Consider the following 25,600-nt stretch of genomic DNA (forward strand, 5'->3'; position numbering starts at 1 on the left):
CGCACGACGGGGTGTCGCCTTGAAGCTGACAGGACTTCACCTAATGTGAGGAAACACTATGATCCTCACAATTGGCCGGAAGGCGCCCAGGTGGCGGCGGGCGTGAGCATGCCCGTCCGCCGGCTCCTGCGGCACGAGGGCGTGCCGGAGGCGGCCCGCCGCGCCCTGTGGGTGGTGGCGGCCGGCTGCCCGGGGTTCTACTTCTTCCGGTACGTCACCGGCGACCCCGTCATGGCCATGTACGCCATGTTCGGGGCGCTGCCGCTCGCCGTGTTCTGCCGCGTCCCCGGCCCCGCCCAGCAGCGCACCCGCACCCTGCTGGCCGCCCTGCCCGCCGGCTGGCTCCTCGTCACCGCCGGCACGCTCCTCGCCGTCAGCCCCTGGGCCGCGGCCGCCGGCATGTTCGCCGTCGGCTTCGCCGTCTCCTACTGCGGGGTCGGCGGACCGCGGCTGACCGGCCTCGCCATGGCCTTCCAGCTCTTCTACGTGCTGCCCTGCTTCCCGCCCTACGAGCCCGGCACGCTCGGCTCCCGGCTCGCCGGCCTCACCACCGGCATCCTCCTGACCGTCCTGGCCGAGCGGTTCCTGTGGCCCGAACCCGACCCGGTCCCCTACCGCGCCGTCCTCGCCCGGGCGGCGGCGGCCGTGGCCGACTACACCAGCGCCACCGCCTACCACCTCGAGGCGGGGGGCGGCGCACTGCCCGAACAGGAAGCGGCCGACCGCGCCCTCGCCGCCGCCCGCCCCTCCCGCGTGCCCGTCACCGAGCGCCCCGCCTCCCCCTCCGCGCACGACCGGGCCCTCGGCCACACCTGCGCGGCCGTCCGCCACGTGCGCGACCAGCTCGACCGCCTCGCCGACTGCCCCGGCCCCCTGCCGGCCGACCCCGCCGCCGTGACCCTGCTCCGCCACACCGAACTCTCCCTGCGGTCCGTCGCCGAGGAGCTCCGCACCGGCACCGCCGACGCCCACCCCGACCCGCTGCCCGCGGCCCTCGCCGCCTTCGACACCGCCCGCGCCGGCGACCTGCGGGGCGCCCCCACCGAGCGGCTGCGCCAGGACGCCGTCGCCCGGGCGGCCGCCGAAGGCACCCGGCTGGCCACCGAAGCCACCCGCATCGCCCTCGGCAACGGACCCCCCGCGCTCCACCCCTCGCACCCGGGGGCGGACGTCTTCGCGTACGCCACCACACCCCCGCACCTGCTGTGGTGGCGGCGCCTGCGCCTCCACCTCACCCCCCACTCCGTCCACCTGCAGAACGCGCTGCGCCTCGCCGGTGCGCTCGCCTGCGCCCGCCTGGTCGTCGGGGCCCTCGACCTGTCCCACGGCTTCTGGGTGCTGCTCGCGACCCTCAGCCTCATGCGCACCTCGGCGGCCGACACCCGCGCGGCCCTGCGCCCCGCCCTCACCGGCACGGTCGCCGGCGCGGCCGTCGCCGCCCTCCTGCTCTACGCGGTCGGGGACCACCCCCTCGTCTACGCCGTCGCGCTGCCCTTCGTCATCCTCGTCGGCTTCACCCTGGGCCCCCCGCTCGGACCCGCCTGGACGCAGGCCGCCTACACGCTCGCCTTCGTCCTCGTCTTCACCCAGCTCTCCACCGCCGACTGGCGGCTGTCCGAGGCGCGGCTTGTCGACGTGCTCGTCGGCTGCGCGATCGGCGCCCTCGCCGGCCTCCTGGCGTGGCCCCGCGGCGGGCGCGGCGAACTGGGCCGCGACATGGCCGACTTCCTCGCCGAGTGCGCGGTCGCCTGCCGCGCCGTGACCGCGCTGCTGGGCGACGACCGGCTCCAGCGCGACCGCGCCCAGGGCGATCCGCTGCACCCCGCCCGCCGGGCCATGCACCTCGCCGAGGCCTCCTTCGCCCAGTACTTGTCGGAGCGCATGCACCACGCCCGGCCCGGACCCCAGTGGGAAGCCGCCCTGGCCACCGGCCGCGCCGCCGTGCACGGCGCCGAGCTCCTGCTGATGACCCACCAGGAGGGCCTGCGGGTTCCCCTCCCGCCCGGCCCGGCCGCCGCGCTGACCGGGCTCGCGGGGCAGGTGGCGCAGGAGGTGCTGCGCGCCGCGGACTCCCTGCGCAGCAGCGGCCCGCACGAGCCCCGTACGACGGTCTCCCGCTACCCGGCGGAGGAGTCCGGCCCCCTGCACCGGGCCACCGACCGGCAGCCGGGCCTGAGCGATGCCCACGTCCTGCTCATCGTCGACACGGAGGCCTGGCTCACCGGTGTGGCCCACGACGCGGCGCGGACCCGGGCGGCACCGTCCCGGGCGGACGTGCCGGCCACCCGCCGGGGGGATCCGCAGAGGGCGATGGGGAACAGGAGGGCGTTGGGGGACAGAAGGAGATAGCAGGGGGAAGAGAAGCGGTGGCGCGGTCCGTCGCGCCGCCGGCCTCCGCCAGCCGGTCCGCGACCTGCCGGGCCTGGCGCACCACGTTCCGCAGGTGGTTCGCGAAGGGGATGCGGACGTGCGTGCCGACCCCCACCACCCACACGTGCTGCGGCGGCGCCCCCGGCCCGGCCCGGACCCGCAGGTCCGCCTCCAGACGGCGGACGGCCGTGCCCCCGGCGGGTACGCAACCCAGGTGGAGAGCCGACTTCTCCCGGTCCCAGTGGAGGAGTGGATTGCCGAACCCCGTGGCGTTGACGACGTGGTCGAACGTCTCCGGCGCGGCCCCCGGGACCTCCACCCGCCACACGCCGCCCTCGAAGGAGACGGCCCGCGGATACGGGCGGATCATTCGCAGCGCCCCCGAGTCGAAGTGCGCGAGCAGCCGCCGGGCGTTCACGGCGGCCAGGGCGGTCACGTACCGGCCGGTCAGCCGGGCGAACTCGGCCGACAGCTCCTCCACGCGGCCCTCGGGCAGTGCGGGGGCGAGCGCGATGACCTCCTCGATCAGGGGCACCATGACGTCCGGCCAGCCGCAGGCGCCCGCCTCGGCCAGGGCGGTCTCCTCGCGCAGCCGCTGCACGGGGTCGGAGGCGCGGGAGACCTGCCGGCGCAGCGGCCGCCGGCCGTACAGCCGCACGGCCTCCACCACGCACCGCACCAGCCGGTCCGCCAGGCACGGATCGGCCGGGTCGAGCCGGGAGATGCGCTCCAGCGGCGGGTACGCGTGCAGCGGCTCGGCCAGGGACTCGCGCACGGCGGGCAGCATGCCCGACGGTGAGGCGAGCGCCGCCCGGTGGCCGTCGCGGCACAGCAGCAGGGCCGCGTCGGTCGCCGACTGGTGGCTTCCGAGGACCAGTACCCGGGAGCGCGGGCGCAGGTGCTGCCGGATCCGGCGGGCCGGGTAGGGGCTGCCGAGGTAGCGCGGGTGGTGCAGGAACGCCGCGAAGCCGTCGGGGACGCGGGGCGTGGAGACGCCGGTGCAGACGACCACGTCGTCCGCGGCCAGTTCCTGCCCCGTGCTCAGCCGAACCCGGTGCCCGCCGCGGCCGTCCGCCGGGATGCTGATGCTCGCCGCCGCGGCCCGTACGTGCTCCACGGCGATGCCGGCCCGCCCGGCCTCTTCCCGCGCCCGGGCCCAGCGGTCCGCGCAGTACTCGGCCATCCGGGCGCGCGGCACGCAGTCCTTCGGGCTGCCGGTCCAGCCGCGCTCGCGCAGGTGCTCGACGAAGTCGCCGGGCCGGTCGGCGAGGAGCGAATTGAGCTCGGCGGCGGAGTTGCACAGCAGCAGCGGGTCCTCGTCCCCGAAGGCCAGCCCCCAGCCGGCCGGCCGGGGATCCACGAGCCGCACGGCCCGTACGGGGAGCGGCGGAGGACGGCCGGTGACCGCGCGCACCAGCTGCACCAACAGGCTGGTCCCGGCGACTCCACCCCCGATGACGACAACATCCCGGCCGCCAACACCCTCCACACGCACCGCCTCCCCGAACTCCCCTCCCGGCCTTCCGGGGCACCCTGCCCAGCCGGCCGGGCGGTGGAACCCGTACGGCGTGAGGCAGCGCTGTAAAACGGAGCGTGCAGCGACGAAGCGGTGCGCTTCGCCAGTCCGGACGTCGCCCCGGGACATCACCGAGGGCAAGAAGCAGTTGCGGGCGCAGTGTGTTTCGCGGCGGCCCGGCCGTGGGCCTACGGCTCCGCGATCAGTTCCATCACCGCCTTCAGGCCGTCCGTGGCCAGTGCGCGGCGCTGGCGGTCCGCTGCGGTGCCGCGGCGGAGGAGGCGGTGGACGAGGGAGCTCACCTGGCGGGTGTCGTCGGACTCCTCCAGGGACTGGCCGATGTGGACGAGGAGGGAGCGGACGACCTCCTCCGCGCCCCGGCGCCGGCCCTCGCGGTCCACGAGCACGCCGTCGAGGCCGTGCCGCGCGGCGTGCCAGTTCGCGGCGGCGAGCAGCTCCGGCAGGCAGGGAGTGGGGGGACGCCCGGCCTTCTCGTCGCGGATGGCGGTGGCGACCAGCCCGCGGACGATGCCGGCGAACATGACGGCGTCGTCGGCCCGCAACTGCACGTCCAGGCAGCGCACTTCGATCGTGGGATAGCGGTCCGACAGCCGCGCCTGCCAGTACAGCTGGCCGCGGTCCGCGATCGCACCGGCCGTCAGCAGCGCTTCGATGCGCTCCTCGTAGTCCGCGAGGCCGTCGAAGTACGGGGGCGGGCCGCTGACCGGCCAGCGGCTGTAGACCACGGTCCGCCAGCTGGAGAAGCCGGTGTCCTGGCCGTTCCACAGCGGGGAGTTGCCCGCCATGGCGACGAGGACGGGCAGCCAGGGCCGCACCCGGTTGAGGACCGCGACGCCCATCTCGCGGTCGGGGATGGCGACGTGGACGTGCATCCCGTGGACGAACTGCTCGTCCACGAGCTGGGCGGCACGCGTCCGCATCGCCAGATAGCGGGGGTTGCCCGTGACCGGAATGGGCTCGGGGCCCGAGCACGGCGCCGTCCCGCAGGCGGCGAGCCGGCAGCCCGACCGCTTGGCGGCGGAGCTCACCGCGTGGCGCAGCCGCAGCAGGTGCCGGCCGGCCTCGGCGAGATCGGAGCAGACCGGAGTGGCGACTTCCACCTGGGCCTGCAACAGCTCCGCCTGAACCTCCTGCTCGTTCACGACCGGATCCAGGTCGACCGCCGCCCGGACCTCATCGGCCAGGGGAACCGGCAGTGCGGTGGCCGGGTCGAGCAGAAGATACTCCTCCTCGATCCCTAGGGTGAGCATGCCGTAGGGCTACCCTCGGGCCCTCGCGGCGAACCGCACGCGCCCCGCCGCCACGGCTTTCTGACGCAAAGACGCCCTGCCACGTCCCCGGTCACCTCGCCTTTCGGGTCGCCCGGGTAACGCGGGGGTGACTCGAATCAGTTCTTCAACCGCCTTTTGATAAAAGGGATTTCCCGCCACTCGTGACGCCTGGGAACACCCCGGTTCCGGCGGTCGCCGGGAAGTGAAGAAGTTCACAGAAGCCCCTTTCGGCTCCGAATTCCGGCGTTCCGTGATGCAGGATCGTGCATCGAACAACAAGATCCCGTCACCGAGGCGGGCGACCCGGGCGGACGCCGAGTCCTGCCGCCGTACCGGGTGCGGAGCAGAAGCGAATGGATCGGCAGGAGCGGGAGACCCGAGCACGGCGGACCACGATGGCGGTGGTCCTTGGGGTGAAGCCACTGAAGTCATTTCAGACGGCCGGGCAACTTCGACAGCCCGAACCCGACAGGTCATCTTTCGCAGGCGGATGACGAAGGGTTTTGGCATGTCTGCGTTCCCCGGTATATCCACGCTCATGTCCCGCGCCGGTGCCGCCTCCGTGGTCACCGCCGCCACCGTGACCGCGTCCATGCTGCTCCCCGGCATGACGGCCGAGGCGAGTGCGGCCACCCCGGGCGCCGCCGCCCTGAAGGTCGCGGCCGCCAAGCAGGGCTCCCCGTACCAGTACGGCGCCGCCGGCCCCAACCGGTTCGACTGCTCGGGCCTGACGCTCTACTCCTTCAAGAAGGTGGGCAAGTCCCTGCCGCGCACCGCGGCCGACCAGTACAACAAGACCCGGCACATCTCGTCCGGCTCCCGCCAGGCGGGCGACCTGGTCTTCTTCCACTCGGGCAGCAACGTCTACCACGTCGGTATCTACGCGGGTAGCAACAAGATCTGGCACGCTCCGAAGCCCGGCACGAGCGTGCGGCTCGAGAAGATCTGGACCGGCAGCGTCTGGTACGGCCGGGTCAACTGACCCCGGCCGGCCCGGAGCTGCGGGGATCCCTCCCGGGGATCCCCGCAGCCGGTCAGGCGGGGGTCAGGGCAGCTGCGCCCCGAACGCCTGCAGCGCCGCCGGGACGGGCTGGAAGAACGTCTCGCCGCCGGAGGAGCAGTCACCACTGCCGCCCGAGGTGAGGCCCAGGGCCGTGCCGCCGTCGAAGAGGGCGCCGCCGCTGTCGCCCGGCTCGGCGCAGACGGTGGTGTCGATCAGGCCGTCGACCTGGCCCTCCTGGTAGTTGACGGTCGCGTCGAGGCCGGTGACCTGGCCGCCGTGGACGCCGGTGGTGCTGCCGCTGCGCTGCACCTGCTCGCCCACGGTCGCCTCTCCGGCGCTGCTGATGCTCTGCGTGCTGCCGTCGTAGAGGTCCACCTCACTGGCGTGGGAGGCGCCGGAGGCGTAGCGCACGAGCGCGTAGTCGTGGCCCGGGAAGGACGAGCTCTCCGTCGTGCCGATCCGGGCGCCGCCCTGCGAGGCGGACCAGGTCTGCGAGGCGTTGCCGCAGTGTCCGGCGGTGAGGAAGTACGGCCGCCCGCCCTTGGTGACGTTGAATCCCAGGGAGCAGCGCACGCCGCTGCCCCAGATCGCGTCGCCGCCCGCGACGAGCGGACGGAAGGCACCGGCCGTTCTCTTGACGGTGACCTTGTCGCCGAGGCTCGCGACGACCTTGTCGAGGCGGGCCTTCCGGGCGCCGGTGACCGTGCTGTCGGCGGTGACGACGACCTTGTTGAGGCGCGGGTCCACCGACCAGGCCGTGCCCGGAATGGCGGCGTCCGACTTCAGCGTCCGCTTGGCCGAGGCGAGTTCGGTCGCCGAGTGGCGCACGATCCTCGGCTCGGCGCCCGCGTCCCGGACCCGGGCCGCCGCGTCCTGGTCGACGACGCCGACGACGAGCCTGCCGGTCCTGGCGTCGTAGTACGAGCCCGCCGAGTCCGCGCCCAGGCCGGCGGCGATGTGCCGGGCGAGCTCCGCGGCCTGCGGCGAGGAGAGCTGACGGGGTGCGGGCGAGCTCGCGTGCGCGCTGGGAAGCGTCAGCGCCGCGGCCGCCAGGGCCACCATCGCCGCACCGGCGGTGGCCGTACGGCGCGTGGAGATGCGGGAACGTTTCACTCGTGGCCTCCTGTGGGGGAGTGCCCGGCGGCACGGTGGTGCCCGGGCGTGGAGGAGTGCATACGTCGTGCGCGGGGCGTACGTGGGCGTACGTGGGTGCGCACTGGTGAGGACACGGTGCGCGACAGGGCCGATGAGATCGCCGCGTCCATGTCAAGAGTGGGGTACGGGCGAGTATCCCGGTGCGGCGAGCGGGAGTTCAAGAGTGACATTCGGTCGCATGTGCGGCCCCGTCGGGAGGTCTCCGGCGGCTCACGGGCACCCGGAGGCGTCCTTCTGAACGGGGGTGACGCGCGCGGGCGGCGGCCGGGCGCCGGGCGGGCGGCGATGAGTGCGCCTGTCCGGTATTCGCTCTTCGTGGACCGCTCTTGGTGCGGCTCCGGGGCGTTCTTTGCCCGGTCTTAAGGCCTTGAGGCCGGGGGCCGCCGCGAACGGCGGAACCCCGGCCCCTCACGTCCGGCTACTGGGCCCCGGTCGTGTGCGTCGGACGGATCGGGCCGCTGCCTCCGTGCCCCTGGCCCCCGGCGGCCGCGCCCTCCACGTGCTCGACCGGCTGGTCCAGCTCGGTCGCCATCGCCTGCTCGGACGGCGTCGCCGCCTGGTCCGGGCCTGCGGCGGCCTGCTCGGCGGGGGCCCCGGTCTGCTCCAGGTGCTTGGGGTCCTCAGCGGTCATGTGAACTCCTGTGGGGAAGTGCGCTGCGATGCGCGGGGAACAACTGTTCCTGCAGTATGTATCGGCGGCATCAACGGACGATCAACGCCCCCTCACCGGGCGCGGCCGGCGGTCCGCAGGGGACCGCAACAGGCACCTGCTGCCGTACGGGACACTGAGGTACTGTCACCGCTGGCGCCGGACGGATCCGGCACGGCACGGTCGGGGGAGACATGCGGGACACAGCGGAGCCGTCCGCGGACCGGCTCCATTTCCAGCTGCTCGGCCCGGTTCGCGCGCTGGCGGACGGCCGCCCCGTGGACCTGGGAGCGCGCCAGCAGCGCGCCATGCTCGCCGTCCTCCTGCTGCGCGGCGGCGCCACCGTCTCCAGCGACGAGCTGATCGACGCCCTCTGGGGCGAGAACGCCCCGCCCCAGGCCCTCGGCACCATCCGCACCTACGCCTCCCGCCTGCGCACCCTCCTCGAACCCGGCCGCGCCGCCCGCACCCCCGCGACCGTCCTCGTCTCCGTGGCCGGCGGCTACGCCCTGCGCGTGGCGCCCGCGAACGTCGACGCCCTCGTCTTCGAACGCCTCCTCGCCGAGGCGACCGCCGCCCACACCGCGGGCGACACCGCAACCGCCCACGACGCCTACGCCGCCGCACTGGACCTGTGGCACGGCGCCGCGCTGGCCGGACTCCCCGGCCCGTACTGCGAACGCCAGCACGACCGGCTCTCCGAGGCCCGCCTCGCCGCCCAGGAAGGCCTCTTCGACTGCGCTCTGGCCCTCGGCCGGCACGCCGAAGTCGTCCCCGAACTCACCTCGCTCACCGCCGAGCACCCGCTGCGGGAGCGGCTGCGCGCCCAGCTGGTCCTCGCCCTCTACCGCTGCGGCCGCCAGGTCGACGCGCTCGCCGCCTACGCCGACGCCCGGCGGCTGCTCGTCGGGGAACTCGGCGTCGAGCCCGGCCCGGAGCTGGCCCGGCTGCACGCCCGCGTGCTGGCCGGCGACCCCGGGCTCGCCCTGCCCGCACCCGGGTCCCCCGACGCACCCGGCCCCGGCGAGGCCCGGCGCCCGGCCGGCGCCCCCTTCCAGCTGCCCGCCGGCATACCCGACTTCACCGGCCGCGAGGAGCTGGTGCGCGAGGTGCGGGGCGCGCTCACCGGCGCCGCCGGCCCCGCCGTGATGATCGCCGTCCTCACCGGCATCGGCGGCGTCGGCAAGACCACCCTCGCCGTCCACGCCGCCCACCTGGCCCGCCCCGACTTCCCCGACGGCCAGCTCTACGTCGACCTGCGCGGCACGTGCGCCGACCCCGCCGGCAGCGGCAGCGTCCTGGCTCACTTCCTGCAGGCGCTGGACGTCCCCGAGTCCGACATCCCCGACGACCTCGAACAGCGCGCCGCCCTCTACCGCTCCGTCCTCGCCGACCGGCGCGTCCTGCTCCTCCTCGACAACGCCCGCGACGCCGCCCAGCTCCGCCCGCTGCTGCCCGGCACCGCCGGCTGCGCCGTGCTCGTGACCACCCGGTCCCGGGCCGTCACCCTCGGCGGCGCACGCCAGTTCCACATCGGCGTGACCACCGAGACCGAGGCCCTCTCACTGCTGGCCGCCATCGCCGGCGAGGACCGCATCAACGCCGAGCCGCGCGCCGCGAAGGCGCTGGCCGCCGCCTGCGGCCACCTGCCGCTCGCCGTCCGCATCGTGGCCTCCCGCCTCGCCTCCCGGCCCGGCTGGACCGTCGCCTCCCTCGTCGCACGCCTCGACGACGAACGCCGCCGCCTCGACGAACTGCAGGCGGGCGACCTCACCGTCGAGTCCACGTTCCGGCTCGGCTACACCCACCTCCCGCCCGGCCAGGCCCGCGCCTTCCGCCTGCTGGCCCTCGCCGACGCCCCCGACCTGCCGCTCGCCGCCGCGGCCGTCCTCCTCGGCTGCGACGACTTCACCGCCGAGGACCTCGCCGAGGGCCTCGCCGACGCCGGCATGCTCGAGTCGTACGCCCCGGGCCGGTACCGCTTCCACGACCTCCTCCGGCTCTACGCGCGTCGCCGGGCCGAGCGCACCGAGTCGCCGGAGGAGCGCAGCGGCGCCCTCGCGCGCCTCCTCGACCACCTGCTCGCCACCGTCGGCAACGCCTCCCGCATCCTCGAACCCGACCACGCCCTCCACCGCCACCTCCACCCCGTCACCGCCCCCGGCCTCGACTTCGCCGACGCCGACGAGGCCCGCCAGTGGCTGCGCCGCGAGCACGTCACGCTTGCCGCCACCCTCTCCCAGGCCGTGCGCCAGCTGCCCCGGGCGCTGCGCCCCGCCGGCGACCTGCTCCTCACCTGGTCGGGCCTGATCGAGGGCCCCGCGTACCGCGACGAACTGCGCCGCCTGTCCGAGCTGACCGCCGTCGCCGCCGCCGAGGCGGGCGACCGGCGCGTCGAGGCCCGCGCGCGCTACGTCCTGGGCAACCTGCACTACCTCACCGACGTCTACGAGCACGCCGAGCGCGAACTGTCCGAGGCCCTGCGCCTCGCCGACGCCGCCGGCGACCCCATGTGCCGGCACCTCGCCGCCAACACCCTCGGCATCCTCTGCTTCGCCACCGACCGGCCCGCACGCGCCCTGCCCCTGCTGGAGCAGGCCCGCATGCTGTGCGACGTCCTGGGCGACCGGGGCAGCGAGGCCCGGGTGCTCGCCAACACCGCCCGCGTCCGCCTCGCCCTCGCCCGGCCCCGCGAGGCCGAACGTGACGCCGCCGAGGCCGTCCGCATCGCCGGGGCCACCGGCAACGGCCCGACCATCGCCCTGACCCTCTACCAGCACGGCTGCGTCCTCCACAAGACCGGCCGCCCCGATCTGGCGGGCCGTCAGCTCCGCGACGCCCTCGGCTACTTCATCGAGCAGCAGCAGCGCGGCTGGGAAGGCCTGGCATGGGCCCGGCTCGCCGAGTGCCGCCTCGCCGAGTGGCGCGACGACGACGCGGTCTCCTGCGCCGAGCAGTCTCTGCACATCGCCCGCGACCTGGGCAAGACCTACTGCCAGGGCCTGGCCCACGCCGTCCTCGGCCAGGCCCGGTCCCGCCTCGGCGACCCCGCCCACGGCCGCGAACACCTGCGCGAGGCCCTGACCCTCTTCGAGCGGCTGGGGGTCCCGGAAGCGGCGTGGGTACGGGAGCTGCTGGCGGACACGCCCGCCCCGCTGCACTGAGGCCCCGGCACACGGAGGGCCGTCAGTGCGCGGCGCGCGTGCCCGCCGGCCCGTTGACCGGCTGAACGGCAGGGCCCGGGTCCGGGAGGTTCTTGAAGAACTGGGAGGACTCCCGGCGGCGGATCCGGAACACCTCGTCGAGGAGGGCGTTCGCCGAGCGGGACGAAGCGTCGCCGCGGTCCGGGCCGATGCCCCCCGCCCGCCACTGGAGATACACGCGGGTGAGCTCGATCTCCGTCTCCCGCAGCAGTATCCAGGAGACGTCCCAGCGGTACAGGCTCTTCAGGGCGGTGGTGATCGCCACCAGGAAACCCGCGGCCGAAATGGCGCCGCTCTTGCCGGGGAAGTCGAGGGCGGTCAGCACCGGCAGGGCCGCGCCGACCAGGATCACGACCGCACCGCTCAGCCGGTAGAAGCGCCGGTGCCAGGCGGCGCGGACGTTGTAGAAGTCTATGACCTCCAGGACGTACCGCTCGGCGGCGTCGGTGAAGCCCGCCTCGGAGTTCCGCCAGCGGGGCGCAGAGAATCTCAGATTCGGTTTCCGCAACACATTTCCCTTGCACTCACAGGGCCGGCGACGACGGTCCCGACGTGTACGCCGACGGCAGGTATCCGGAGAAGAAGACGTTCGTCACCGACTCGCGCGCGGCCCGCTCCTGCTCCGGCGAATGGACGGTCCACCCGATGACGGGCAGTCCGCGCCGCTGCCAGAAGCGGAGGGCCCGCGACGGCAGGGCGTCCAGTTCGAAGCTGAGGAAGCCGGGACGGGAGACGGCGTTGGTGGCCATGGACCGGCCGACCGGGCGCAGGACGGGCGGCGCGGACCTGAGGGCCCCCGCGATCTGCCCCACCGGCACCCCGGGAAGCGCTCGCCGCAGCCGGAACACCGTCCGCGGGTCGAACGACTGCACGGCGACCGGGCCGTCGTAACCGCGGACGGTCCGCACCACGGCCCATTCCAGGCCGGCCGCACCGGCCACGCCCCAGCGGCGGACGTCCACCATGACGGGCACCCGCCCGGCCACCGCGGCGAACACCTCGGGCAGCGTGGCCGGCAGGGCGGCCGCCGCGGCCGACGAGGCGATCGCGCGCAGCTCGCCGAGGGTCAGGGACGTGACGGGCAGTGCGCGTCCGGACGGCAGGCGGACCGCCGCGTCGTGCACGACGGCGAGTGCACCGTCCTTCGTGAGCTGCACGTCGAGTTCGAAGGGCACGCCGTGGGCGACGGCGCGCCGGAACGCCGCCATCGAGTTCTCCGGCGGGCCGTCCGGGCCTCCGTACAGCCCCCGGTGCGCGATCGGCCGGCTCAGGTGCCAGGGAAGATCTCGCACGGGCGGCCTCCAGGACGGACGTCACGACGGAGTCGCAGGCCGGGGGGCGTCGCACAACCGCTGGAACGCCGCGAGCATGCGAGTCTCCGCCTGGGAGAGGGAGTTGTGCACACCCAGCAGGTGGTGGAGCTCCTCGAAGCGTACCCAGGCGTCGCGGTATCCGAGCCGGCGCAGCGCCTGGACCCGGTCGGGGGAGAAGGAGAGCAGCCCGGTGAGCGGCCCGAGCGGGCCGGGCGGGACGATGGGCACGCTCGGCCGGATGTCGATCCGGGTGACGCGGCTCGCCTCGTACGAGCTGACGACGGCGTCCGGGTGCAGGTGCACCACCACCACGACCTCGCAGTGCTCCTGCTCGGCGAAGGCGCGCACCGGGGTGCGGTCGCCCGGTCCGCCCAGCCCCCCGTCGAGGTAGGCGCAGCCGTCGACCACGCGGGAGGGGAAGATGAACGGCAGGGCGGCGCTGGCGAGCACGGCTTCCCGGATCTGGTGCTCCGGATAGCTGTTGAGGCGCAGGATGGCGCCCCGCGCGCCGCCCAGCCACCGCAGGATCTCCACGAGGTGGCGCAGCCGTACGGGGAGGGACTGCGTGCGGACGAGCGGGTACGCGGCCACCCACAGGGGGCGGCCGGCCCGGATCGCCGCGGCGTCCACCGCCTCGCCGACCAGTTCCTCCAGCAGGCCGACGCGGCGGCGCAGGCCCAGCAGCCGCGACGCGAGCAGCCGGGCCTGCCGGGCGGTGCCTTCCGCCGCCGCCCCAGCCTCGTCCAGCGGGAGGCCCTGGTCGGCGAAGGGCGTCACGCCCGACCGGGTGGAGAAGCGCTCCCAGAACTCGGCCAGGCGGCGGGTGCCGGTGGGCAGGTCCGGGGCGCTGACGAGCACGGCGCCGTTGAGGGCGCCGATGCTGGTGCCGGCGATGGCCGCGATCTCCAGGCCCATCTCGGCGAGGTAGTCGCACACGCCCAGTTCGTAGGCGCCCTTGGCGCCGCCGCCGGCCAGCACGAGCCCGATGCGCAGTGAGCCGGGCGAGGGGAAGACGGGCATCAGCGCCGGCGCCGCGGCCCAGTCGGAGGGAGCCGCCGCTCCGGGCGCGGGTCCGGCGGCCGCGGCGGCCACGTCCTCGGCGCGGGCCGCCCAGCCGGAGAAGGAGCGTTCGATGTCCTGCGCGTCACTGTTCAGCACGTCACTGCTCAGGGCGTCCGTGCCCTGCGCGTCACTGTCCTGTACGTCACTGTCCTGTGCGTCACTCACTGTGCATCACGTCCCGCACCGTCCTGTCCGCCGTATCCTCCGCCGCTCGCATCGGCTTCCGGGGCGTGCTTGCGGAGCCGGATCCGCCGCTGCCGCGCCTCCGCGAACTGCTCGGCCACGATGCGCCGTACGAGCTGCTCGACGCTCAGGCTGGAGGGGAGGAAGAGGTCACCGCTGCCGCTGCTGTCCCGCAGCGCGGCCCGCGCGGCGTCGTCGGGGTCCGAACCCGCCACGGCCAGCTCCGCCGCCCGGGCCAGGGCGGAGGTCAGCGGACCGGCCGCGTCCGACAGCTCGTCGGCCACCCCCAGGCCGAGGAGCTCGGCCACCATCAGCCGGTGGTTCCGGCTGGGCAGGTCGCGTACCACGGCGGTGAGCATGGCCGGAACCGACTTCACGCCCTCGAACCAGGGCACGGGCGGGTCCTGCAGCATGCGTTCCACCAACTGCCGCTGCATGAGCGTCTCCCCGCCCGTGAAGGCGTACGTGCCGGCCGGGCCGGAGGCCACCTCGCGGGCCAGCAGCACCGCGCCGACCAGCCAGGGCAGCTGCGGGTCGGGGCGGGGGTGGCGCCAGCGGCGGGCGGCGCGGTCCAGCGCCAGCCCGGCCTCCAGCGCCCCCAGCCGGCGCTCGTGGTCGGACAGGAAGCGGCCCGTGTCACCGGCCAGCCGGGCGAGGATCGCGCCGAGTTCGCCGATCGCGGCCGCCGACCACTGGCTGGAGGCCTCGACGCGCTCGATCCGCTTCTTGACGTCGTGCACTTCCTCGGAGACCTCGGCCACCACGAGGTCGGTCACCGTCATCCGCTCGCTGAGGTGCGTCAGCCAGCGCAGGGTGAGCTTCTGGGAGCTCAGCATCCGGTCCCGGACGGTCCGTTCGCGGATCCGGTCGCGGCCCGTCGCCCGGCTGAGGAGGCGGGCGAAGAAGCCCTCGCGGGCCGCGGAGCGGGTCAGGTCGTTGGCGGTGTGCAGGTCGTTGGTCAGTTCGAGGAGCAGCCGGTCGTCGACGAGCGGCACGCCGCGGGCCACGATCTCCAGGCTGAGCGGGTCGTCCGGAAAGGTCATGGTGCCTCGCCCGGGGCCAGGAAGACGAACGCCTTCAGGCGGTTCTCGGGGGCCTCGCCCTGGACGGCGTAGGCCGGGGCGACCAGGAAGCCCGGGGTGCCGGTGTCCTGGCGGTTGTAGGCCTGGTAGTCGTCCTCGGAGAGGGTGGTGACGTCGACGTCGAACAGCAGGGACGCGGGCAGTTCGACGTCGGCCATGTCCCGGACGATGCCGTTGGCGGTGTCGACGACCTTGCGGAGGCGGGAGTCGGTGCCCTCCGTCGCGTAGCCGCGGTGGGCGAGGGCGGCCTGCACGTCCACGGCCGTGGCGGGCTTGCCCTGCTGGGCCGGCGCGAACAGCATGTGCACGGTCTCGGCGACGGCGCGGGCCCGCGCGGCCGGCAGGCCGCCGGCTATCCGGTCCCACTGCCCGGCGTCCGCGGGGCACAGCTCCCGGGCCAGGTTGCGCAGGTCCTGGTCGACCAGGCGCTGGTAGCGCTCCTTGATCTGCGAGTGCCGCCGGTGCATGTCGCTCGGGGCCTCGCCGGTGGCGATGGCTTCCCGGACGCCCGCGGACCGCAGCCGGTCCAGCAGGACCTCCACCTGCCGCAGGCGCGTCTCCAGGTGGTCCACGCGCAGGGCCATGGCCGTCACCCCGTCCGAGACCTGGCCCACCGTCTCGCGCAGGCGCGTGAAGTCGCACTGCGACGAGCCGCCGCCCCTTCTCGGCTTCGCCGCCTGCTGCTCCGCCCGCCCGTCCAGGGCCTGCTGCCAGGACTCGACCGCCGCCAGCCGCTGCTGCAGGTCGTGGAGCTGGCCGAGCCACCACTCCTGCGAGTACTGGCCGCTGGTCGCCGTGCGCATGGCAGGCACTGCGGGATGCGGCTCCTGGGGCGCCTCGTGCTCATTCCACCCGTAGTCGTACATCGGCTCCGTCTCACCTTCCTGGCGCGGTGTCGGGGCGGTCGGCGCTGCCCCGGCCGTAGAGGTCGTCGAAGGCGACCTCGGCGCGGCGCGCGGCGCCGGACCGGCGGTCGCGCACCTCTACTTCGATCTCCGTGGTGCCGAACGAGAAGGCGACGTCCAGCGAGCGCTCGCTCGTGGGGAGACCGACCGACCCCGAGATGTCGGGCACGACCTTCCCGACGACCTCGCAGCCTTCCTCGTCGGTGTATTCCGGGTCGTGCGCGTATGTGGCGTGGATCGTCACCTGCACCGAAGTCCACTTGGGGAATACGGCGACGGTGCTCAGCGCCTTGTGGTCGCTCGGCACGAGGTCGCCGCGCCGGGCCATCACGACGAAGCGGTCGTTGCACTTCTCGTTGCCGTCGTCGTCGATGAAGAATTTCTCCTGCGGGTCGGTGCCGTGCCGGAACGGCATGCTGCACCCGAATCCGTAGGTGTATTTGGAGCGGCGGCCCCAGATGATGGACGGGTCGTAGGCGAAGTGCACCGCGCCGCCGAGCACGGCGACCGCCGGGTCCATCGGCGTGATCACGCGGACTTCGTGGCCGAAGCGCTTGGCGATCCGGTCCCGGAGATACGTCGACCGGGCGAAGCCGCCCACCAGCAGCATCTGTTCCCGCCCGACGGCCGGCCCGTCGCCGGACGCGGCGGCCCGCTGCCGTTCGATGGTCGAGAGGATCGGGCGCACCACGGATTCGAAGAGCGTGGTGACCTCGTGCGCGGTGATCTCGATGTAGTGCGTCTCCCCGGAGGCGAGGACCGTGAGCCGGGCCCTGGTGTCCGCGTCGAGGGCGTCCCAGATCTTGCCGGGAATGCTGATGAGCACCGTGTCCGTGATCACGGGGGTGCCGTCGGCGGCGGTCTCGGAGACGAGCCGGACCTTCTCGGTCTCCCATTCCGTCTCCAGCTGACCGACCTCCTTGGGGAAGGCGGCGACGAGCTGTTTGAGCTGCTGCTCGCCGAAGCGGTCGGCGAGGATGTCCGTCACGAAGGCGTGGTTGACGTAGGCGGAGCCCAGGCGGTCGCCGTCGGCGACGCGGGTCTCCTTGAGCTGGCCGGGGCCGACGCCCTCGGCGCGGATCTGGTAGCTGGTGATGTCGACGGTGCCGCCGCCGCAGTCCACGACCATGAACCGGCTGCCCGGGGTGTCGACCTCCAGCTGCCCTTCCGGGCGGTCCGGGCCGAGGACCGTGCCCGCGTTGAGTGCGCAGTAGACCGCCGCGGCCTCGGGCTCCTGCACCAGCAGCAGCCGCTCGACGTCCCCCGGAAGACCGGCGGTGACGGCCGCCGTCCGCATGAACTGGCGGTCGGCCTCGGTCCACATGGCCGGAATGGTGAGGCACCAGCGGATTTCATCGGCGGTATAGGCCGCACCGCCGACGGCATAACGGCCGATCTGGTCCAGCGCGGCCTGGCGGACGTGCGTGAGCATGGCGGTGACCAGACTCTTCACCGTGTCGCGCCGGGCGCCCGTCAGGATTCCCTGGAATTCCGGGATGTCGGACTTTCCCTCGCGCCCGTGAATGGCCATCTTGAACTTGCTGGCATAGCCGAAACCCTGGGGGTTTCCCCGGGCGAGTTCCCGGTCCCAGGCATTGCGCGCCTTTTCTCCGAACTTCACCGGAAGGCCGCCCCGGTTCACCAGGACGGCGCTGAGGTCCTTCGGGTAGGTGTGACCGCCCGACTGCGTGAACGGCTGGTAGACCACGACCCGGTGCCCTGCCGCGTCCTGCAGCGCAGAAACGGTCGCCCAGGCGAATCCGGTGCCGTGCGTTCCGAAATCGATCGCGACGATCACCTTGGGTTTGAAAGTCGCACCCCGCATTGACGGCGTCATGGGTCCCCCGAGCTCCGCACAGTTGCCGACAGGTGCTTGAGGGTACACGTCACCGTCGGTGGCCGGGAGTCCATTCGCAGAACGGGTTCCACTTCTCTCCGGGAGGGGCCCGGAGAATGGATTCTCTTGGTACTGCCACCTGTTGCGGGAAGCTCAAGGGAAGCTCAGGGAAAGCTCAAAGAAGGCTGTGGGAGGGGGGAAAGCGGGTGCGGGTTTCATAGATATATCCGTCTGATCTTCGGGGGGTTTCGGGTGCCGCCTGCGGGGCGCTATCCGGGCATCCCCCCGTTGATCTCCACGACTTGGCCGGTGAGGTACGCGGCACGGTCGGACACCAGGTACGCGACCAGGTCGGCCACCTCCTCCGGCGTCCCCGCCCTGCCGAGCGGGATCGCCTCCAGGTGGCGCTTCGTCACCTCGGCCGGGAGGTCCGCCGTCATGTCCGTCGTGATCAGGCCCGGGGCGACGACGTTGGCGCGGATGCCGTACTTCCCGCCCTCCCGGGCGAGCGAGCGCGTGAAGCCGATGATGCCGGCCTTCGAGGCGGCGTAATTGGCCTGCGCGGCGCTGCCGTGGACCCCGGCGACGGAGGACAGCGTGACGATCGCCCCCTTGCGGCGCTTCATCAGCGGGAAGACGGCCGCGCGGCAGACGTGGTAGGTGCCGCTGAGGTTGGTGTCGATGACCTCCCGCCACTCCTCGTCGGCCATCAGCGCGAGCGGCCGGTCGCGGGTGATGCCCGCGCACGTCACCACCGCGTCGGGCGGGCCCAGTTCGCGGGCGGCCGCGGTCACGAACTCCCGGGCCGCGGCCGCCTCCGCCACGTCCACCTGCCGGGCGTGCACCCGGGCGCCCGCCGCCCGGGCCGCCTCCGCGGCGGCCTCGGCGTCGTCCGACCGGGAGCGGTAGCAGAAGGCCACGTCGTAGCCGTCCTCGGCCAGCCGCGTCACCACCGCCCGGCCGATGCCGCGCGAGCCGCCGGTGACCAGCGCCACCGGCCGCCGCGCGGCACCGCCCGCCGTCCCGCCGCGCACGGCGCGGGCCGCCGCCGTGCTCATGCCGCGGACCGGTCCGCGAGCCGGTCCCGTACCAGCTCGCCGATCAGCCGGAAGGACCCCAGGTCCGCGAGGTCGGAGTCGTCGATGCGGATGCCGTACTGCTCCTCGATGCGGACGGCGATCTCCAGGGAGATCAGGGAGTCCACGTCGAGGTCCTCCTTGAAGCGGGCGTCGTCGGTGACTTCCTCGACGGGCAGTTCGAGGGCCTCGGCGACCACGGTGCGGAGCTCTTCGACGTCGAGGACGGACGTCTCGGACGGGTTGGTCTGAACGGTCATGTCGGGATCTCCAGTTCGGGATTCGGAGGGGCGGTACGGAAGGGAGGGGTGGTACGGAACAGGGAGGAGAGGGGGAGAGGGGGCCCGGGGGAGGGCCGGGCAGGTCAGGGAGCGGTGAGCAGCAGGGCCGCCGCGGCGTCGTCCGCCGGGCCCCCGGCGGAGGCCAGGACCGCGCCGCCGTCCTCCGCACGGCTGTCGAAGTACGCGACGGCCGCGGCGCACTGGAGCACGCCCAGGGCGCCGGAGCAGCGGCCGAGCCGCCCCGCGAGGCCGACGGCCGGCACGCCGCGGGGCACGCTGCCGGGCACGCCGCCGGCGTCCTCGCCGGTCAGCCACAGGCCCACGGAGGCCGGAGAGGCGCCGCCCAGTGCCGCGGCCACCGCGGCCGCCGGGTCCGTGCCGCGCGCGTACGCGCCCTCGCGGATGACCGCCCGGGGCCGGGCGCCACGCTCCCGGGCCTGCAGGACCAGGGCGGCGGCGCCGTCGAGGACCGGCTCGCCCAGCAGCTTGGTGACGGCGTCGCCCGACGGCTCCACGCCGATGACGACGACGGTCTCCGCACGCCCCGACGCGATGATTCCGCGCGCCCAGTGCACGGCGTCGAGCCCGCTGGTGGGCCCGTTGCACAGGGTGATGCTGGGGCCGCGCAGTCCGTAACGCATCGCCACGGACCCCGCGATGACGTTGCTGGACGTCTGCGGGAGACCGAGGGGGCTCAGACCGGTCACCGTGTCGCGGGCGATGACGTCCGCGAACGCGCAGACGCTGTCCAGGATGCCGAAGTTGGAGCTCACGACGACCGCCGTGGTGTCGCCGTCACCGGTGAACGCCCGGCCGTCGTGCAGGCCGGCGTCGCGCAGCGCCGGTTCGGCGGCGCGCAGGGCGAGGCGCGAGGCACGGTCCTTGTGCCGCATCTCCCGGCCCGTGAGACCGGTGCGGGGGTCGAAGCCGCCTTCCCGGGCGGCGCCGAGGAGTTCGTCGGGGAAGGCGATCCCGGGGACGGCGAGTCCCACGCCGGTGACGGCGGCCTCGCGGCTCCGTGCCGCACCGCTCGCCCCGTAGGCACTGCTCGTCCCGTACGCACCGCGGGTACTGGACGTGTTGTTCACCGGGCCACCTCCACTATCGCCGCGGCGTTGATCCCGCCGAAGCCGAACGCGTCGATCTGGGCCAGGCCGGTGGCGGCCGTGGCCGGCGTGTCCCGGACGAGCCGCAGCCCGGCGGCCTCGTCGACGGGGTCGGTGAGCCCGAGCACCGGCGGAACCCGGCCCTCCCGGAGGGCGAGCGCCGCGACGACCAGGCTCAGCAGCCCGGAGCCGCCCAGCGTGTGCCCGGTCATCGACTTGACGGCCGTCATCAGCGGCCCGCCCTCCCCCTGCCCGGCATCGTCCGCGGCGAAGATCCGCGCGAGCACGCCGGCCTCGGTCGAGTCGTTCTTGGGGGTGCCGCTGCCGTGCAGCATGACCAGGCCGATGTCCGCGGGCGTGACCCTGGCCCGCCGGTGGGCGTCGTGCACCACGCGGGTGATGCCCTCGGGGTCGGGGGCCGTGGGGTGGTGGGCGTCGCAGTTGATGCCGACGGCCCGCACGCGCGCGTGCACGCGCCGGCCGGGTGCTGACGCGGCCGGGGCGCGCTGCACGACGACGGCCACCGCGCCCTCGCCCATCAGCATCCCCTTGTGGGAGCGGTCGAAGGGGCGCAGCGCGTCCGGGACGTCGTTCTGCACCCGGTCCAGCGTCCCGAAGGCGCTCTCCCCGATGGCGTCCGTCCCGGCCACCACGACGGTGTCCGCCGCCCCCGCCTCGATGAGGTCGGTGGCCATGGCCAGTGCGTAGAGCGAGGCGGCGCAGGCGTTGGCGAAGGTGTACGTGCGGCCGGCTCCGAAGGCCGCGCGCAGGGCGGTGCCGAAGTGCAGGTCCGAGGGGGCCAGGGGGGTGCCCTCGCGCCACCAGAGCTCGGCGCTGCGCTGCTCCTGGAGGGTCGTGCCGACCAGGACCGGGACGCCGGCGAGGTCGTGCGGGAGGCCGGCGTCGGTCAGGGCCTGGGCGACGGCACGGCACAGCCAGCGGGTGGCCCGGCCCGGCTCGTCGGCGCCCGGGCGGGCGCGGTCGTCGACCTCGTAGGCCTGCCGGGCGCGGTACTTGGTGGTGTCGAAGGCGCGCAGCCCGGCGAGTCCGCTGCGGCCCGCGCAGAGCGAGGCGAAGATCTCCTGCGGGCTGCCGCCGATGCTCGCGACGGCGCCCATGCCGGTGATGTCCCAGGTCATGACCGTCCCATCCGTTCGCGCAGCCGGTAGGCGGCGAGCTTGCCCGTGGCCGTCGCCGGCAGGACGTCGACGAACTCGAAGCGGCTGGGGCGCTTGTACGGGGCGAGGCGGGTCCGGACGGAGGCGCGGATGGCGCGGCGGACCGTGTCCCGGTCGGTGCCCTTCTCGGTGACGGTGAAGGCCACCGAGCGCTGCAGGCCGTCGGTGTCGGGGGCGCCGACGACCACGCAGTCGCTGACGCCGTCGATGGAGCGGACCACGTCCTCGATCTCGCGGGGCACGACCTTGTAGCCGCCGAGGTTGAGGATGTCGTCGGCCCGGCAGAGGTACGCGATGCTGCCGTCGGGGTTCCGGCGGACGATGTCGCCGGTGTACGCGCCGCCCTCGCCGAACGTCACCGCGTCGGCGTCGGGCCGGTCGACGTAGCCGAGGGAGACGGTCGGCCCGGCGATGTGCAGCCGGCCGTCGGTGCCGTCGGGCACCGGGTTCCCGCGGTCGTCGCGGACGGTCACGGTCACACCGGGGACGGGCAGTCCGGCGAGCCCGTGCAGGGGCCGGTCCGCGGGCGTGGCGATGGCGACGTGCATGACCTCGGTCGCGCCCAGGCAGTTCATGACGCGCGCGCCGAAGGCGTCCTCGATGCGCCGGCTCAGCCCGGCGGGGCAGTGCTCGCCGGCGGTCAGGCACAGGCGCACGGACGACGGCGCCCCGGCGTCCGGGCGTCCGGCGGCGTCGAGGAGGCCCGCGTACAGGCGCGGCACCGAGCACAGCACGGTCGGCCGGTGGCGGCGCAGGGCGGCGCTCACCGACAGCGGGTCCACGGCCCCGCGCAGGACGACGGCGCTCGCCCCGGCGGCCAGCGTGCACAGCACCGAGCTGCCGAACCCGTAGCCGAAGGACATGCGGGCGGTGGACAGCACGACGTCGCCGGGCCGCAGGCCCAGCACGGAGCCGTACCCGTCGAGCATGGCGTGGATCCCGGAGGCGGAGTGCCGCACGCCCTTGGGCCGGCCGGTGGAGCCGGAGGTGTACTGGATCAGCGCCTCGGCGCCCGCGGGGCGGGGCACGGCGGGGACGGCCGGGCCGGGGCGGTGGGCGCCCGTGGCCCGGCCCGTCGCCAGCCCTTCGCGCACCTGCTCGCCCGTCAGGCGGGGGAGGCCGCCGAAGGCCTCCTGCAGGGAGCGCTGCTGGGCCGGGGCGGTGTCGAGGTGCACGACGCCCGCGCGGCAGTCGGCGGCGACGAACCGGATGTCCTCGTCGCCGAGCATCGGGCTGACCGGCACCGGCACGCAGCCGTGCCACCACAGCCCCAGGACGGCCACGACCGTGGCCACGGAGTCCTCGGCGACGACCAGCCCGCGGGTGCCGGCGGGCACGCCGTGCGCGCCCAGGGCCCGGGCGTAGCCCTGGGCCGCCTCGTGCAGACGGGCGTAGGACACGGTGCCGGCGTCCGGGTCGGTGTACGCGGTCCGCTCGCCGTGGCCGGCGGCGAGGTGCGCGCCGAGCAGGCGGTCCACCAGGGCCGGTGCGGCCGCTGCCGCCGAGGCCTCCGCGCCGGTGGAGGACTCCGACCTCCGGCAGCCCTTCGCGGCCAGCAGGTCCAGAGCGTCCTGGACGCTGTCCACACCGGCCGTCTCGTCGTCGCCGAGCGCGATCCCGAAGGTCTGCTCGATGCGCGCCGCGATCTCCACCTTCTCCAGGGAGTCGACCTTGAGCTCCTGGTGGAACGAGGCATCGGCCCGTACGTCCGCCACGTCGATGTCGAGGACGAACGCCACTATTTCGCGAAGCCGGTCGTCGGCATCGGATTTCCGGACAGGGGGCACGGTGTACTCCTTCTCGGGAACATACGGCTTCCGGTCACTGCGGATTCCGGAGCCGCCGGAGGACTTTCCCGAAGATAGCCATCCGCGGGGGCGGGCCGAACCCGCGGCGGGGGAGTCCGTCAAGTGGTGCTCACCAGCCCCAATGACCATCTGTGTGCGGCGACTTGACGGGCTATGCGGCGGCGGATGGCCGCCCGGCCGCCGGTGCGTCTAGCGTCGCCTGTCGGCGGGCACCACCGGCGGACCGCCGGATTCCGGCCGCCGGTCCGCACTGCCCCGGAAATTCCGCGGACCGTGGACGCATTCGCGTTCCGCACGGTGCGCCGCCCTCTTTGCCGGACCCTTTCCGAATAACCGAGGCCAGGTGAATGATGCCGCTCACTTCCCGTACGCTGCTTCCTCCGGAGGCGCGCCGGCGCCTCGTGGACCACCCGGGCCTCGGCGGCGGCAACGCGTGGCGCATCGCCGCCGAGACCAACCCCGCCGCCGACCTGCCGCTGATCGCCGCGGACGTGCCGCTGCTCAACACGGACGGCTGGCAGCAGACCGAGTTCAGCCTCCGCCAGCTCGACGCCCTCGCCGAGGCGTGGGCGGCCTGGTACCACGACCGGGGCGTCCGCCCCCGCGACCGCGTCGCCGTCTACATCGAGGACTCCTTCGAGGACCACCTCCACCTCGCGGCCCTGGCCCGCATCGGCGCCATCGCCGTCCTCATCAACGGCCGGATGAAACCGGAGCTCGCCCTCGGCCTCATCCGCCGCACCGCCCCCGTCGGCATCTACACCGACGCCCCGCGGCTGGCGCTCTTCGCCGGCCGCGAGCGCGAACTGCCCGTCGTCCGCTGGACCTGCACCCGCCAGGACGCCGGCATCCTCGGCCACCGCACCCTGCCCGCCGGGGCCGCGTACCGCCACGGCGCCGACGACCCCGTCGTCATCTGCCACTCCTCCGGCACCACCGGCAACCCCAAGCCCGTCGTCTGGACCCACGCGCAGAGCGTTGCCGGCGCCCGCTACCGGCTGGTCAACCCGCCCGGCCCCGAGGACTCCGTCGTCCTGGCCGCCTTCCCCCAGTCGCACTCCAGCGCCATCGCCTTCACCTTCCTCTCCGTCCTCGGCGGCCTGCCCACCGTCGCCTGGTCCGACCCGACCGGCCCCGGCCTCGCCCGCGGCTGCGCCACCTACCGGCCCGGCGTCGTCCTCGCCTTCAACGAGGCCCTCGCCCACCTCGCCACCCACCACCCCGACCCCGCGGACTTCACCTCCGTCCACATGTGGGTCAACCTCGGCGACTGCGGCCACGACGCCCACATGCGGCGGCTGATGGAGCTCGGGCACACCGCCGTCGAAGGCGGCGGCACGGTGCCCGGCTCGGTCGTCGACGACGGCCTCGGCTCCTCCGAACTCGGCTGGGCGGCGCTGCGCCGCGAGATCACCCCCGCCAGTCCGCCGCGCGCCCGCCACCTGGGCCGCCGCGTCCCCCTCTCCGAGGTCGCCGTCCTGCGCGAGGACGGCAGCCACGCGGCCCCCGGCGAGGTCGGCCTGCTCGGCGTCCGCGGCGACTCCATCGCCCGCGGCTACTGGAACGACTCCGACACCACCTACCGCTCCACCCTCGCCGGCTACTGGCTCTCCGGCGACCTCGTCCACCGCACCGAGGACGGCGAGTACTTCCACGTCGACCGCGCCGTGGACCGGATCCGCACGGACGCCGGAGACGGCTACTCGGCCCTGATGGAGGAGGAGATCCTGCTGGGCCTGGAGGAGGTCGCCGACTGCGCGGTCGTCGCCGGGCACGACCAGGACCGCACGGTGCCCGTCGCCCTCGTCCGGCTGTTCGGCGGGGGCGGGGACGCCGCGGACCTCCTGCGCCGGGCCAACGACGTCCTGGACCGCATCGGCCAGCCCCGGCTCGCCCTGCTGGAGGTCGCGGCGTCCCCCGGCGACATCCCCCTCGGCCCCACCGGAAAGGTCCTCAAACGGCAACTGCGCGAGAAGTACCTGGCCGTGCACACCTACCGGCCGGCCGATCCCGCCGCCGTCGCCAGGGTGCCCGCCCCCGAGGCGGTGAGCGTCCGGTGACCACCGCCCCGCCCCGGACCCCCGGCCCCCTCGGCACACCGCCCGAGGACGCCGTCGCCTGGATCAACGACGCGGGCAAGGACACGCTCGCCGGCCTGATGGGGATCACCTTCCACGAGGCCACGCCCCAGCGCCTGGTCGCCACCATGCCCGTCGCCGGGAACACCCAGCTCTACCGCATGCTCCACGGCGGCGCCTCGGCCGTGCTCGCCGAGTCCCTGGGCTCGATCGGCGCCGTCCTGCACGCCGGCGAGGGCCACATCGCCGTGGGCGTCGACCTCAACGCCACCCACCACCGCGCCGTCCGCACCGGCACCGTCACCGGTGTCGCCACCGCACTCCACCTCGGCCGCACGACGGCGACCTACGAGGTCGTCATCTCGGACGAGGCGGGCCGGCGGGTGTGCACCGCCCGCATCACCTGCGCCGTCCACGGCCGGCGCAGGGACCGCTGACCACCGGCACCACACCAACACCCCCGGACCGCACGCACCGACAGCCCCCGGACTGCCCCCACCGGC

The 25,600-nt window shown here is 74.4% G+C and carries 19 protein-coding genes, 1 pseudogene and 1 riboswitch; of the genes and pseudogenes, 5 read left to right on the top strand and 15 right to left on the bottom strand.

Features of this window, described 5'->3' with window-relative positions:
- The first annotated feature begins 108 nt into the window (after window positions 1-108).
- Window positions 109-2,349, top strand: coding sequence for an FUSC family protein (locus ACFZCD_RS01105; protein ID WP_391827908.1), 2,241 nt, complete (start codon window positions 109-111; stop codon window positions 2,347-2,349).
- A gap of 1,024 nt (window positions 2,350-3,373) precedes the next feature.
- Here the strand turns inward: ACFZCD_RS01105 and ACFZCD_RS01110 are convergent.
- A pseudogene (locus ACFZCD_RS01110) lies at window positions 3,374-4,015 on the bottom strand (FAD/NAD(P)-binding protein); the annotation flags it as partial.
- Between the two features lie 59 nt (window positions 4,016-4,074).
- Window positions 4,075-5,157 carry a glutamate--cysteine ligase gene (locus ACFZCD_RS01115; RefSeq protein WP_391826535.1) on the bottom strand — a complete coding sequence of 361 codons (1,083 nt, stop codon included), beginning with the start codon at window positions 5,155-5,157 and terminating at the stop codon, window positions 4,075-4,077.
- A gap of 336 nt (window positions 5,158-5,493) precedes the next feature.
- Window positions 5,494-5,683: riboswitch (cyclic di-AMP (ydaO/yuaA leader) on the top strand.
- Window positions 5,684-5,686: 3 nt separating this feature from the next.
- Here ACFZCD_RS01115 and ACFZCD_RS01120 point away from each other — a divergent pair.
- Window positions 5,687-6,160, top strand: coding sequence for a C40 family peptidase (locus tag ACFZCD_RS01120; protein WP_391826536.1), 474 nt, complete (start codon window positions 5,687-5,689; stop codon window positions 6,158-6,160).
- Window positions 6,161-6,223: 63 nt separating this feature from the next.
- Here ACFZCD_RS01120 and ACFZCD_RS01125 read toward each other — a convergent pair whose 3' ends face one another.
- Together ACFZCD_RS01125 and ACFZCD_RS01130 are read right to left on the bottom strand one after the other, a co-directional pair.
- Complete coding sequence (locus ACFZCD_RS01125; RefSeq protein WP_391826538.1) at window positions 6,224-7,294, bottom strand: S1 family peptidase; 1,071 nt, start codon at window positions 7,292-7,294, stop codon at window positions 6,224-6,226.
- Between the two features lie 460 nt (window positions 7,295-7,754).
- A complete protein-coding gene (locus ACFZCD_RS01130) occupies window positions 7,755-7,967 on the bottom strand; it encodes a hypothetical protein (protein ID WP_391826540.1) in 213 nt (70 codons plus the stop codon).
- A gap of 212 nt (window positions 7,968-8,179) precedes the next feature.
- Here ACFZCD_RS01130 and ACFZCD_RS01135 point away from each other — a divergent pair, with 212 nt between their 5' ends.
- Complete coding sequence (locus tag ACFZCD_RS01135) at window positions 8,180-11,149, top strand: BTAD domain-containing putative transcriptional regulator (protein ID WP_391826542.1); 2,970 nt, start codon at window positions 8,180-8,182, stop codon at window positions 11,147-11,149.
- 22 nt (window positions 11,150-11,171) lie between these two features.
- Here ACFZCD_RS01135 and ACFZCD_RS01140 read toward each other — a convergent pair whose 3' ends face one another.
- The 11 genes from ACFZCD_RS01140 to ACFZCD_RS01190 all read right to left on the bottom strand — a co-directional run bounded on the left by ACFZCD_RS01140 (window position 11,172) and on the right by ACFZCD_RS01190 (window position 22,998).
- Window positions 11,172-11,696, bottom strand: coding sequence for a DUF4231 domain-containing protein (locus ACFZCD_RS01140; protein WP_391826544.1), 525 nt, complete (start codon window positions 11,694-11,696; stop codon window positions 11,172-11,174).
- Window positions 11,697-11,712: 16 nt separating this feature from the next.
- On the bottom strand, window positions 11,713-12,480 hold the full coding sequence (locus tag ACFZCD_RS01145) for a glycerophosphodiester phosphodiesterase family protein (RefSeq protein WP_391826546.1): 768 nt from the start codon (window positions 12,478-12,480) through the stop codon (window positions 11,713-11,715).
- A 21-nt stretch (window positions 12,481-12,501) separates the two neighbouring features.
- Window positions 12,502-13,728: a patatin-like phospholipase family protein gene (locus ACFZCD_RS01150; protein WP_391826548.1), complete on the bottom strand. Its 1,227-nt coding sequence runs from the start codon at window positions 13,726-13,728 to the stop codon at window positions 12,502-12,504.
- Window positions 13,725-14,789 carry a hypothetical protein gene (locus ACFZCD_RS01155; protein ID WP_391826550.1) on the bottom strand — a complete coding sequence of 355 codons (1,065 nt, stop codon included), beginning with the start codon at window positions 14,787-14,789 and terminating at the stop codon, window positions 13,725-13,727. Before ACFZCD_RS01155 ends, ACFZCD_RS01150 begins: the two co-directional genes overlap by 4 nt.
- Entirely contained in the window at window positions 14,786-15,631 is an 846-nt protein-coding gene (locus ACFZCD_RS01160) for a hypothetical protein (protein ID WP_391826552.1), read from the bottom strand. The genes ACFZCD_RS01155 and ACFZCD_RS01160 overlap by 4 nt, the downstream gene beginning before the upstream one ends.
- 73 nt (window positions 15,632-15,704) lie before the next feature.
- Complete coding sequence (locus tag ACFZCD_RS01165) at window positions 15,705-17,558, bottom strand: Hsp70 family protein (RefSeq protein ID WP_391826554.1); 1,854 nt, start codon at window positions 17,556-17,558, stop codon at window positions 15,705-15,707.
- Between the two features lie 281 nt (window positions 17,559-17,839).
- The gene (gene fabG / locus ACFZCD_RS01170; protein ID WP_391826556.1) at window positions 17,840-18,628 is read right to left on the bottom strand and encodes a 3-oxoacyl-ACP reductase FabG; all 789 of its coding nucleotides are present in this window, start codon (window positions 18,626-18,628) and stop codon (window positions 17,840-17,842) included.
- On the bottom strand, window positions 18,625-18,906 hold the full coding sequence (locus tag ACFZCD_RS01175) for an acyl carrier protein (RefSeq protein ID WP_391826558.1): 282 nt from the start codon (window positions 18,904-18,906) through the stop codon (window positions 18,625-18,627). The genes fabG and ACFZCD_RS01175 overlap by 4 nt, the downstream gene beginning before the upstream one ends.
- A 104-nt stretch (window positions 18,907-19,010) precedes the next feature.
- Entirely contained in the window at window positions 19,011-20,015 is a 1,005-nt protein-coding gene (locus ACFZCD_RS01180) for a beta-ketoacyl synthase N-terminal-like domain-containing protein (protein ID WP_391826560.1), read from the bottom strand.
- Window positions 20,012-21,172, bottom strand: coding sequence for a beta-ketoacyl-[acyl-carrier-protein] synthase family protein (locus tag ACFZCD_RS01185; RefSeq protein ID WP_391826562.1), 1,161 nt, complete (start codon window positions 21,170-21,172; stop codon window positions 20,012-20,014). The genes ACFZCD_RS01180 and ACFZCD_RS01185 overlap by 4 nt, the downstream gene beginning before the upstream one ends.
- Window positions 21,169-22,998: an AMP-binding protein gene (locus tag ACFZCD_RS01190; RefSeq protein ID WP_391826564.1), complete on the bottom strand. Its 1,830-nt coding sequence runs from the start codon at window positions 22,996-22,998 to the stop codon at window positions 21,169-21,171. Before ACFZCD_RS01190 ends, ACFZCD_RS01185 begins: the two co-directional genes overlap by 4 nt.
- Before the next feature lie 371 nt (window positions 22,999-23,369).
- On the opposite strand from ACFZCD_RS01190, the gene ACFZCD_RS01195 reads away from it, so the two are divergent.
- The gene (locus ACFZCD_RS01195; RefSeq protein ID WP_391826566.1) at window positions 23,370-25,079 is read left to right on the top strand and encodes an AMP-binding protein; all 1,710 of its coding nucleotides are present in this window, start codon (window positions 23,370-23,372) and stop codon (window positions 25,077-25,079) included.
- Complete coding sequence (locus ACFZCD_RS01200) at window positions 25,076-25,534, top strand: hotdog fold thioesterase (RefSeq protein ID WP_391826568.1); 459 nt, start codon at window positions 25,076-25,078, stop codon at window positions 25,532-25,534. Before ACFZCD_RS01195 ends, ACFZCD_RS01200 begins: the two co-directional genes overlap by 4 nt.
- Window positions 25,535-25,600 lie beyond the last annotated feature (66 nt).

Source organism: Streptomyces sp. NPDC008001, from assembly GCF_042958085.1.
GTDB lineage: Bacteria > Actinomycetota > Actinomycetes > Streptomycetales > Streptomycetaceae > Streptomyces.